At 41.1% G+C, this 11,869-nt stretch carries 9 protein-coding genes and 2 tRNA genes; 3 read left to right on the plus strand and 8 right to left on the minus strand.

Annotation, left to right across the window (positions count from 1 at the left end; all coding sequences use genetic code 11):
* Positions 1-23: 23 nt before the first annotated feature.
* Positions 24-905, minus strand: coding sequence for an Npun_R2479 family HD domain-containing metalloprotein (locus V7K30_RS01350; protein ID WP_334996368.1), 882 nt, complete (start codon positions 903-905; stop codon positions 24-26).
* 645 nt (positions 906-1,550) lie between these two features.
* Between V7K30_RS01350 and V7K30_RS01355 the strand changes: the two genes are divergently transcribed.
* Both V7K30_RS01355 and V7K30_RS01360 read left to right on the plus strand, forming a co-directional pair.
* Positions 1,551-1,775 (plus strand): hypothetical protein, encoded by a 225-nt coding sequence (locus V7K30_RS01355; RefSeq protein ID WP_334996370.1) that lies wholly within the window; start codon positions 1,551-1,553, stop codon positions 1,773-1,775.
* Between the two features lie 568 nt (positions 1,776-2,343).
* Complete coding sequence (locus V7K30_RS01360; RefSeq protein WP_334996372.1) at positions 2,344-4,644, plus strand: glycoside hydrolase family 10 protein; 2,301 nt, start codon at positions 2,344-2,346, stop codon at positions 4,642-4,644.
* A gap of 149 nt (positions 4,645-4,793) precedes the next feature.
* Here V7K30_RS01360 and V7K30_RS01365 read toward each other — a convergent pair whose 3' ends face one another.
* Positions 4,794-6,083, minus strand: a complete 1,290-nt coding sequence (locus tag V7K30_RS01365; protein WP_334996374.1) for a hypothetical protein — start codon at positions 6,081-6,083, stop codon at positions 4,794-4,796.
* Between the two features lie 190 nt (positions 6,084-6,273).
* On the opposite strand from V7K30_RS01365, the gene V7K30_RS01370 reads away from it, so the two are divergent.
* On the plus strand, positions 6,274-6,753 hold the full coding sequence (locus V7K30_RS01370; RefSeq protein ID WP_334996376.1) for a hypothetical protein: 480 nt from the start codon (positions 6,274-6,276) through the stop codon (positions 6,751-6,753).
* Positions 6,754-6,843: 90 nt separating this feature from the next.
* Here V7K30_RS01370 and V7K30_RS01375 read toward each other — a convergent pair.
* The 6 genes from V7K30_RS01375 to V7K30_RS01400 form a co-directional block, all read right to left on the minus strand.
* Positions 6,844-6,915: transfer RNA gene (locus tag V7K30_RS01375), tRNA-Gln, on the minus strand.
* Positions 6,916-7,224: 309 nt separating this feature from the next.
* Positions 7,225-8,412, minus strand: coding sequence for a glycosyltransferase family 4 protein (locus tag V7K30_RS01380; protein WP_334996378.1), 1,188 nt, complete (start codon positions 8,410-8,412; stop codon positions 7,225-7,227).
* A gap of 375 nt (positions 8,413-8,787) precedes the next feature.
* The gene (locus tag V7K30_RS01385; protein WP_334996380.1) at positions 8,788-10,053 is read right to left on the minus strand and encodes a glycosyltransferase family 4 protein; all 1,266 of its coding nucleotides are present in this window, start codon (positions 10,051-10,053) and stop codon (positions 8,788-8,790) included.
* An 84-nt stretch (positions 10,054-10,137) separates the two neighbouring features.
* Positions 10,138-10,935 carry a WecB/TagA/CpsF family glycosyltransferase gene (locus tag V7K30_RS01390; RefSeq protein WP_334996382.1) on the minus strand — a complete coding sequence of 266 codons (798 nt, stop codon included), beginning with the start codon at positions 10,933-10,935 and terminating at the stop codon, positions 10,138-10,140.
* Positions 10,936-11,461: 526 nt separating this feature from the next.
* Positions 11,462-11,635, minus strand: coding sequence for a hypothetical protein (locus V7K30_RS01395; protein ID WP_442941034.1), 174 nt, complete (start codon positions 11,633-11,635; stop codon positions 11,462-11,464).
* Positions 11,636-11,711: 76 nt separating this feature from the next.
* Positions 11,712-11,795: transfer RNA gene (locus V7K30_RS01400), tRNA-Leu, on the minus strand.
* Between the last annotated feature and the right edge of the window lie 74 nt (positions 11,796-11,869).

Genomic DNA, 11,869 nt, shown 5'->3' on the forward strand with positions numbered 1-11,869 from the left:
TTTTAACTCCCAACTCTTAACTCCTAACTCCCAACTCCTAACTTCTCTAAATACCGCTGCTGTTCTTCCTGTTGTTTTTCATGTTCCACAACAAACACGTTTGAGTAGAGATTAGCGAGAATTTGTTTTCCCTGTTGTGTCAATGATAGGTAATGCAGTCCCTCTTGGATATAGGGATAGACGCCATTCCAGTAAAACTTAGCGTAGTTATTACGTAAATCGGCAGGGGTTTTATAGCCCAAAACTTTATTTACACCAGTTTCTTCAAACTCGTAAAATAAAGAAGTAATTTTCTTCAGGTAACGCGGGTCGCTTAGTTGACCAATCAAATCAGCAGCCCGGACTAATCCTGCAAAGCACTTTGTATCTTCATGATCTTCTGCCGCAGGCACGGGAAATCGAGTCAATTCAATATTGCTCTTAATTGCCTCAGCATCGATCAACTTGTGACCTCCAAAACGCTCATCAATAAAAAGCTTGGCTCTATCAACATGATACGGCGTCAGACTGGCATCGGAAGCGCCAGGAGCTACAGAAACCATTCTGCCGTTTTTACCTGTGGCATATAAGTCTGTTGCTTCTCGGTCTTGTCGGCAAACTCCCTTAACGTAGCCAATATCATGACACACTAAGGAGATGATACAATGCAACCAGTCTTCACTGGAAACACCACCTTCTCTAATGTGTTTACCACGTAAGATTTCTTGCCCCACCAGGGTGACAAGGACGGTGTGTTCAACATTGTGATAAAGGGCGTCGCTATTGGCAATGTTTTCCAAAGCCATGTTACCAGCCCAGGCGATAATGTCCTGATAATCATTTTTGAAGCAGCCATAGGTGCGACGGTAGCCTTCTCGAATTTCATTTACAAAGGCATCAATTAAAATTTCAGTGGCATTGAACATATCTGGTTACTCTGGTAAATACCAATTATTTATTGATTTGATTGATTGATTTCAAAATTCCATAATCAGGGCCACCCTTGCTGGAATTTAGGGCAATGGAGTTTGCTCCTTTGTAACTCACGTGTAGCTGTGGACGCTAGCTTGACCTATACCTGGATTGCATGGTATGGCCAGGCTTCCTGGCAACACAAAAGCTTCAGAAGAATTATCTCTTGCGTATAAATAAGATTTTATAAGTATAACCAAATGCATTAACTCTTTTGATTCTAATTTGGATAAATCTACATTAGCTTCACTAGTTTTCCATATCTAACCACTGGTTGACAGTGATCTAAATACATATAGTGTGTGACCTAGAGTGGCTACATGAGATGAGATAATTTTTTTGGTCATAATATACATAAAATTTTTAAGCATTTTTTACTAGTAATTACTCAGGCGTTATCTGTTCTATTGTATACATCTTTATGTGAAAGACATATACTATGAAATGCGCCATAGTTGATATGAAGTAAATAAATTTCAAGTTTTATTAAGAAAATACCAAGATTGGTATGCATAGACAGGAAGTGGAGGTGGGGCTGTGAGCGATGAAAGTGTTTCAGAAATCGAGATGGAAGAACCTGTAACCTCTGAAGATACTAGTTGAGCAAATCAGATCAAAAAATAACCAGGGCATGGTTGAAGCCATTATTCTTGGGTGCTGGTTTAAGAATCGCGATCGCCTTGGGTGGGATGAGTGTATTAAGTCGTCTTCCGCCTCGTCAACAAAGTGCAGTAGCGGATAAAAAAGTTAACCCAGCGATGACAGTCATGATCGCCACAGTAGAAACCGCCCATGTTGAAAGTGTGAAACTGAAGATAATGTGATAAATTTCAAAGTACTTCGCGCTCAATGCAGACTTGTCAACTTATGGTGCAGTTTTAGCGCGAAGTAGAAACTTATCTTCACCTCTTACTTCCATCCGCATAATTCGCAAGTCAGCATCTGGGTGATTCTCTGCTAACTACTTGAATGAGATAGCGATCGCATAAGGATCAACGTGTTGATTATGATACAGGTATAGTGGGTCAAAAATTGGTTTAATGAAGTCTTTAAACTCTCCATCTACAAAAACTTCTTACTGATTGTCCGGTTTACGAAGGGGGTCAGGATTATCTCTTGAGTATGCGTTTTTACGGACTGTAGCGTAATATTTCAGTGATCATGATTAAATAGTGTAGCGTTCTACTTTGTAATTGTGCTCTAACTTACTACATGAAAGAGTGAGAATTTATTACAGCTTACATTTGAAACATTTATATTTGGCACTACTAACCTTATAACTGCGTCAACTATCTTGCAGCTAAATTACTGTATCAGTTTTCCTGGTGTAGCAATTTAACGTTTATATGGAATGAAATATAACTAATTAACCTCATTTAGTAAGCAGAAGTAATGACAACTCAGTTTTGGGAAAAAAGTATAGAAATTAATGCAGCTCTAACTAACTTACTATTTAAGCCTGTGCACAGACACGTATTGCTATTCCTAAACAAGCTATGCGTAGTGTCTGGTAGAGAAGCCGCGAGTCAATATACATCGCCTTTGATTCATCAAGGTTGGTGGCTTTTGAGGAAGCGTCTGCTGCCATTATTATGTCTGATATCATTCTTTGCAGTATTGCTACTCAACAGCTTTGCCCCTACCTTTGCCCAACTACCTCTTCAACCTCGTCAAGAAATTCGGGGAGTATGGCTAAGTAGTAACGATTTTAGCGTTTTCAGAAATCGTTCACAGGTGGAAGCAGCCATGAGCCAACTGCGGCAGTTAAACTTTAATACTGTTTATCCCGTAGTCTGGAATGATGGTTATACACAATACCCCAGTGCCATCATGCAAAAAATGGGTATCCCCTTTTTCTTCAAGGGAACAGATGGACAAGATGTAATTGCAGACATTATCACTCAAGCCCGTAGACAAGGGCTACTAGCAATACCCTGGTTTGAATTTGGTTTCATGGTTCCTCTAATTTCCGAACTCACATCCGAGCATCCAGATTGGCTAACACAAAAGCAGGATGGGACTCAAACTTCAATTAGTGCTGCAGGTGAAGTAGCGTGGCTGAATCCCTTTCACCCCGAAGTGCAAAAGTTTATCAGCGAACTCGTTATGGAAGTTATCACTCAATACGATGCTGATGGCGTTCAATTTGACGACCACATGAGTTTACCTGTAGATTTTGGTTACGACAAGTACACCATTAGTCTATATACTCAAGAAACTGGGAAGCCTCCTCCACCCAATCCCCAAGCCCAAGCATGGATAAAATGGCGGGCAGATAAAATTACTGCATTCATGGTAGACCTCCACCAAACTGTGATAGCTAGAAAACCTAATGCCATTTTCTCAGTTGCTCCCAATTACTATGATTTCGCCTACAAGATACAACTGCAAGACTGGCTGAACTGGGTACGGTTGGGTATTGTCGATGAGTTAGTTATGCAGGTATACCGTAATGATTTAGAAAGTTTTATCGCTCAAATTACCCGCCCAGAAATTTTAGAAACCCAGCAAATCATCCCAACTGGTATCGGTATTATGGCGGGGTTACGAAATCGCCCAGTTTCCATACCACAAATTCAATCCCAGGTGCAAGCAGTGCAACAACGCGGTTTAGGTATCGGCTTTTTTTACTACGAAAGCCTTTGGGATATCGCGCCTGAACCAGCAGCGCAACGCCAGTCAGCATTTGCGGAGCTTTTCCCAAACCCAGCCTTGCGCGACATCTCTCAAAATACACCCCGCAAGCCAACTTTTAAGACTATATCCTTACCTTTATATCCAAAACCTTCCCTCGGTCAACCTGTTCGCGGCTATTTTCTAGAAGTAGCGATCGCAGATGGTCAGCCAAGACGTATTTTATTAGATACAGGGTCAGCAGGGCTAAGAGTTCCCAAAGAGTTTTTAGGTAATGCCCCGATCCAAAGAACAGGTCAAAATATCAAGGAGGTATTAAGTGATGGTACTATCCTGGAGGGAGAATTAGTTTATACTAATGTTCGGTTTGGTTTGATTCCCACCACAGAACCTGTTCCCGTACAGGTTGTTACTAGTCGCCAGTGTACTGCCGAAAAACCTAAATGTTCAGCAAATAGTGGTGTACCATTCTCTGGTATTGTCGGTGTCAACTATTTTGAAAAGTCACTTCTCTATAACCCGTTGAGAAAATTACCAGGCAATCTGAGTAACGGATTTATCGTGATTGGAAATGGTGGTAGTAACAATAATGGCAGCCTAGTTCTCGGTTTAACTGCTGAAAATCAAGCAGGTTTCAAAATGGCTTCTTGGAGTCAACAACCCGAAATTAATGGTGTACCCGGTAAAAGATGGGACTCTCGACTGGGCAAAGTTTGTTTAACTCTTGCTGGGAGTTCTGCTAAAAATTCTTGTAATGCCAGAATGAGCGCTGATACTGCAACTATTAATGGTTTGACTGAATTCAAGTCAGCTTCTACAGCAGGTAAACTCAAACCAGGAGTATTAGGTTCAGCAAATGCCGTGAAAGTAGCAATTAATGGCATTTTTGATTACAGTCTGATTCCAGGAACCCGCGACGGATTTAATCGCTGGAATTTGAGTATCTCGCCACAGGCAGAACTAACTATATTTGTAAATACTGGAATCGCATTTTTTGATAAATACGATGTCCTCTTTGACCAAGTTAATGGAAGACAGGGTTTTCGCAGTCGGCGGTAAAAGGAAATAGTCGGGTGGGTATCGCGCTACCAATTTGAAGCAATTTTTATTAGCGATACCGACGCGATCGCATTCTCTCAAAAACTCTGTTGGGTGGGCAAGATGCCCGCCCATTTTTTTCCTTCTTAGTTATTGGATGAGCGAATTGCTTATGACTGGTCTAACCGCCGTTGCCATTCAGCATCAATTTGTGCAGAACGCTCAACTTCCTGGTCGAGTAAGTCAGTTTCGCTAGTATACACTAAGTCTTCGTTACCAATGACTTTTTCTGTGGCAAATTGTTGAGCATAGTCGATTTTTTGTTGTAAAGGTGCATCAGGACTTGCCAATAGCCTTGATCGGGAAAGGCGATCGCGGTTGCGATCGCCTATTTTGCGATTACGCCACCGAATCCAGAAATAACGCAATAACGGGATGCCTAAGAAACCTGCTCCGTAAGCCAATAGTAGCCAATAAATTCCTTGCACAAAAGCTACCAGTCCACCTAATTGGGCGGCAACAGTGCCATCTCTCAACAGACTTCCCAGTACTAAAGCACCAACAAAATTTAGTACACCCAACCCAGCACTCAACATAATTTGCCCGGAACTTGCGGCACTAAAACGCCAAAGCAATTCCTCCAAGTAAGGTGATATTGAATGACGGCGCTTTTTAACTGCACTCACCTGTAACTCTGGGAAGTAATAAACAATTTGCCCTTCGGGACTTACCGCCGGTTGCCCATTAAATCGCGTCAGAACGGGCAGCATATAATCTTCGTACTCTCTTGTATATCCCTCGCCAATGTCATCCAAATATGGGGCAATTTGTTCTGCTACCACTGCGCCACGGTTACTCCGAATCACCGTAGCAATTTCTTGCCAGCGACGTTCGTCTAAGTTGGCGTTAGGATTACCATCGCCAAACAAAAACGAAAATATAGCTTCAAAGAAATTCAGATTGCTTTCTTCCCGGCTTCCACGTCGCCGTTCCTGGTACTGAGTGTCATAATTTGGGCTAAGATACCAGAATAAATTTGGAAAAAAGAAGAACCCCCCACCGCCGGAATTACTGCCCCGATTGTTGCCGTCACGGTCTGAATTAGCAGCAGTAATAATAATGAAGATGGTAATAGTTATCAGGGCGATGGAAACAGTCAAGAAAATTCCAAAAGAAATACGAATCAGGTAAAACAGAACACTCCAGACCTTTTTCCACCATTCCTGCAATCGTAACTGGAAGTATTTATTACGCAAAATTGCTCGAAAATTTTGTGGGAAAAGGTAAACTATATCACCTGAATCCGCTACCTGCAAATGTCCCCCAGCATCAGATGCCAGGGCTAACAAACTTTGATTAGCTTCAGCGACCTTCAATCCTGCCTGGATTGCCACATCACCAACGGTGACACGGTAGCCCAGTTTTTCCACAGCTTGCATGATGGTGGGACTGGGAGCCATTGCTCTCCCCTCCTGTTGAAACTTATTTCCCTTTTCTTAAGTATAAAGTTTTATTTTGAGCGACTTAGCAGGGGTAGGAATGAATTTGGCAACCCGACACCGAAATAGATAAACCAACAAATAACCGGACACGCAGTATGTTATAATCTTTTACCTCAGCTTGGTTAACCAGCAAATTTTCTGCTCAAATATGGTTCAATATACTCTCGCTCAAAGCCCAGAAATTATCCTTACTGTTTCTGGAAAAGATTCAGCCAAAGCCCGTGACAAAGCAATGGATCAGCTGATGGAACTGATGGATGCAGGTAAGCTACCCACGGAACTGGAAGAAGGATTTGGCCCTCAACAATTAATTGAGGTTAAAGAGCCAACTATTGATACTGCTAGCGGTGAAGATAGCATTACACAAGCTGTTCAGGTGCTGAGTAACCTGGCCACACTCAAGCTGAAAGTTCAGGAGTCACGAGCCGAAGCGTTAGAAATTCGCAAAGCGGTTGATATTCTGTTCACTGACGATTCGGTGACAGAAGAGGAGATTACTCGGCTCAAGGAAGGTTTTAAAGTTCTCAAAAATTTTGCCCAAGCTAATGTGCGTTACCAGGAAGCGCGATCTAAAGCAGAACAGGCTCGGCAGACTCTGGATCAAGCTCTCAAATCGCCTGACAAGTAACATTTACAGAATTAGATGCAATTGAGACGCATCTTAAAAATCTAATTAAATACTCTAAAAGACAGGCTGTTATGCCTGTCTTTAGATTTACTGGGGCGCTAGGATTCGAACCTAGGGATGGCGGGACCAAAACCCGCTGCCTTACCACTTGGCTACGCCCCAACGACTTTACTCTAGTTAATATAGCAGTTAATCCTGGGTTTATGTCAAGTACTTTAATAGTTGATTTCAGATAATGGGTTTTTACAGCAGGACATTGATTGGTCGAAATCCTTGCACTTAGACTCTTTCGTCACTTTGGGGTGAACCCTTGAATCAACGTTTGGCTGTATCGTCGAACTAAGGTTAATTTATCCGATAGTGATGAAAGAGGGTTAAAACAGAAAATTCTGCCGCGATTCCTTTGGATGAAAAATCTGCTTCACTTGATTATGAACGCCTTAGGGTCTGTTCCTCCTCACTAGGAACACACTATTTCTTCTTATTGATGACTTGTTGGTAAATTGCCATCAACTGCTGATAATTAGCTTCAGGAGCATACTTAGTCTCATAAACCTGGCGAGCATTTTTGCCCATAGTTCTCATAGTTTCAGGATGATTGGTTGCCCATTCTATTTTGGCTGCCATATCTGTATGGTTGCCCGCTTCAAAATGTAAACCAGTTACTCCATCCTCGACAATTTCTACCATGCTACCTAATTTGGACACCAGTACAGGTAGACCACAGGCAAAAGCTTCAGCAATAGTTAAGGGAAAACCTTCGTACCAAATGGAAGGAAATACTAAAAACCGGGCATTCTGCATTAGTGCCAACACTGTTGGCTTATCCTGAAACCCTAAAAATTCGATGAAATTTTCGGAACTGGTATTTTTAATCTGTTGCTGCAACTTTTGACGCCAAGGCCCATCACCCACAATTTTTAGTGGTGTGCATAAGTTCTTCTGTACATAAGCATCAATTAAAACCGAAACTCCCTTTTCTTCAGACAATCTACCAACAAAAAGTAAGTAGTCACTATCTTCACCATTTTGGTTTCGAGAGTCTGGAGGAAAAACAAAATTAGGTTTGATGTAGAACTTTTCTGCTGGTAGTCCAGCCTGTAACATTTTGTCTTTTTGAAATTGGGTAAAGACAATATAAGCATCTACCTGTTCGTGCCAAGTACCTCGCAACCGATGCCAGCTGTTCATTGCTGCTATAACCGAGCTTTGTATGCGTGAGTTGCGGTAGCAGCCATGTACAACACTAGACCACGGCACCCTCTGTCCAAAGCAATCCACACAAACTTTTGCATCTCGAAAAGGTATTGCTTTGGGACAAGCAAGCCGATAGTTATGAAGAGTTTGGACAATACTTAGACCATGCTCTCGACAAGCATCATATATGGAAGGAGAGAGTAGGGGAAAAAAGTTATGTACATGGACAATATCAGGGCGGAGTTGGGAAATTTTGATGCGAACTTGTTGTTTTGCTGAATATGAGTAAATTGCACTAATAGCAGTTGCAACTTTATCCCAGGTATTTTTAATGTCATGATTACTAACTTCTAGTAGAGATACCTGATGACCATTTGCTTTTAGTAAGGATTGTTCAGCTTTTACTACTCCATCCTCACCGCCTGCAAGTTGATAACGGTTATGTATCAACAGCACTCTCATGCAGTTAAGTCTCTGAATAGTGGAAATAAAGAACCAACTAGTAGATAATGCAAAGCAATTACACCCTGATTTACAGTAGTTTTACCGTTCTATAACCAGTTTTTCTAAAATTCCTGATCCGACAAATTTTTGATGGAAATTTAATTAGTTTTTTACGGATGCTACCACTTCTAAGGTAAGCTCCTACTAATATCGCTAAAGGAGCTATTGAGAAGATATATACTAAGTAAGTGGGCATTAGAAAATCGATTTAGGTAACTAAATGCCAAGCTAACGAATACTTTAAAAATAGGTTACTCCACAGTTTTTAGAAAACTAAACATACCTCGGTTTTCTCGTACCGACTTACTTATTACGTTATCACTAATCATCGCTCTAACTCAATTTCAAGTAGGATTTATTCTGGGTTGAAATTTCCTCGTAGAGTTGAATTAACTGCTTCCCCTTACTTTCCCAACTGAAAGTCTCTCCCACCCTCTTTTGCCCGGCTTGACCCATCAATAATCTTAGCTCTGGGTTACTAGCCAAATACGTCATAGCCTTGGCAATATCACTTACTACTTGATCGGGTGTATTCGCCTTTATTTTAAAACCAGTTTCCTCTGTAACCTGAACAGCTGGGCCTCCTAAATCTAGACAAATCACTGGTCGCCCTGCTGCCATTGCCTCTAAACACACGAATCCTCCAGATTCATGCAAGCTGGGATGAACTAACACATGGCAGTTCTGTATTTGACTCCATGTATGTTCGCGAGATAGATTACCTAAAAACTTGACTTGTTTAGTAATATTCAGATATTGAGTTAATATTTCTAACTGTTTGCGTTCAGTTCCTTCTCCTACAATCCAATACTCAGCATTAGGTAAGTTGGCTTGGGCAAATGCTGCTAATCCCAAATGAAACCCTTTCCAGTGCAAAAGTCTGCCTACGCTAATAAATCGAATTGCAGAATTATCGACAATTACAAAATCTGAAAGATTTGCTATTTCATCTTGAGATAAACCTAATGGAGAATAAATTTGAACATTTTTTGTGCCCACTTGGCGCAAGCGTTTAGCTGTATCTTCTGTGGTAGCGCGGGCTAAGACACTTTGTTGTGCAGTGAGGCGAACTAAGGGATCACATTCCCCTATCCAGCGAGCCAAATTTCGTAAAACCTCGTATATCTTGCCACGGAAACTAAAATCTTTCCAAAAACTTTTGGGAGATGATTCCCCGCCACCAACTGGACCCCAGATAAAAGGAACTGGTAGCAGTGAAATTAAACTAGGGCTTGAATACCTCACATAAGTTACATGATGTAGGATATCAAAGCCAATCTGCTTGTGGAGTGAGCGACTGATAAAATACGCCCAAATTTGCCAAAGGTAATAATGAACATAGACCCCCCATTGTTTTCCCATCCTCTGATGACTCCAGTCTATGATCCAGCCTAGAGGATCTAAGTAAACAACGTGCAGGTTGGGCAGGGGGTTACGTGCTAGTTCAGTTTCAAGACCTTGACGGTGACAGTTCGATGTGAGTACCCAGATTTGGTGATACTTGCTTACCTCCCTAACAACATTCCAACCTACTCCAGGTTCAGAACCCTTTCTGGGTTCACAAGCATATGCACAGATGAGAATTTTTAACTGTTTCATGCCCGACATTTCCTTAATGTCGCTAATACCGTTACAACCATGTTTTCATGCTAGTCAGTCTCACCTATTTCCTTTTCTTTTTCCTTAATCCCCAGTCTCGTGAAGAAAGACCGCTGCAATCCGACTTGATGATAGTAGTTGCTTCGTAGCCAGCCAGATAAATAGTGGGATGGTCTTAGCATAGCGACTGCAAAGTCGGCGCGGTTCTTGAATCCATCGATACAGCCATTCAAGTCCTAAGTCTCGAACTATGCGAGGTGCCCGCTTGTGAATTCCTGCATAAACTGGGAAAACTCCACCCAGTCCAATCATTACAGCTTGTATCTTACCCTTATGTTGAGCTATCCAATTTTCTTGCTTAGGACATCCCAGAGATACTAAGACGGCGCTAGCACCACTAGAGTTAATCTTTTGAACCAAAGCTTCGTCTTCAGTTTCAGTTAGGGGACGAAAGGGTAGAGGTTCCATCGCCGCAATCTTCATCTGCGGAAATTCCTGCTCTAACTTTTTTTGCATCCTAGAAAGAATTTCTGTTTGGGAACCTACAAAGAAAATACTAAGATTTTGTGTTTGAGTTAGCTGACACAATGCGAGGAAAATATCCATCCCTGCCACACGGTCTTGGTAAAGCGCTCCCATTTTTCGCATCATCCATACAAGAGGCATACCATCAGGAGTAACTATATCTGCATTTCGTAATATGGTGGCAAACTCTGGATTCCAATGAGCTTCAATCAGCATATGTACATTGGCTACATATACAGTTTTACTCTCATGCCTACTCGCCCACTTAACTATTGTTTGAACCTGGTCGTCAAAGCGTAAAGCGGTAATAGGAAAATCAAGCACTTTTTTAGTAGGTAGAAGCACTCTCGCCACCATCAATAACTCCTGTGTCCAAGAAAAAAATCCATAGATTACCTAGACCAATCCGAGTATTGAATAATTCGGATTAAATGACTCCTGACTTTTTGTCGGCTTGTGTCATCGTTGGAAGTTAACACGTGGAGATGCAATTGCCTTCTTAGTATACTTTTGACTTAATGGGTAATATTATAATTATTTGCTGCTGTGTCCTATTTTACTGTTTTAAGCTAGAGATTTCAGACGCTGTTTGACAAAATTCATACTTCCTTCATAATTAATTTTTGATTTGTTCATGCAAACATTATAATTGCGATAAATTCCTATGGATATATATTTTGTTGCGTAATATTTGCTACATCTAAAAATTAGATGGCGAAGCAAAATACCGGAACTCAGTCTGCCAATTTTGATTCGTAACTATACGCTTAAGAGGTTTAATTTAAATTAGTATATTTTAAAGAATGGCTAATAATTTTTTCTTATGACTTGACAAATTTATTACAGATTTAATTTAGTCTATGTATTGAGAAATCCCTAAAATTTATTTTTTTCTGAAATAAAAGCCCAAAAAATAAGGGGAAGATAAACTTTTCTTCCCCTGCTCTATTGTTTTTGTTATTGTCTGGTTTGTTACTTTCTTTGAGTCTTTGCCGTAACATTTGCCTTTGCTTTTTAAGTTGCCGCTTCCTTGCAGAACCACCTCTACCTTTGTCATTCCTGCCTTCTTTACGGGGAGATTCCCATCTTTTGAGGCGCATAACTTTTTAACCTCTCTAGTAATTGTTTGGTAGTGGGCAGGAGGAGAATCGAACTCCTATGACCGCAAGGCCGCCACATTTTGAGTGTGGTGCGTCTACCAATTCCGCCACCCGCCCTTATGTCCAATCTTAACTATTCTACCCTAATTTAGGGATTTTGTAACAACTTTGTAAATTAATTCTCAAAGTTT

Origin of the sequence: Nostoc sp., from assembly GCF_036917655.1 — a bacterium.
Classification (GTDB): domain Bacteria; phylum Cyanobacteriota; class Cyanobacteriia; order Cyanobacteriales; family Nostocaceae; genus Nostoc.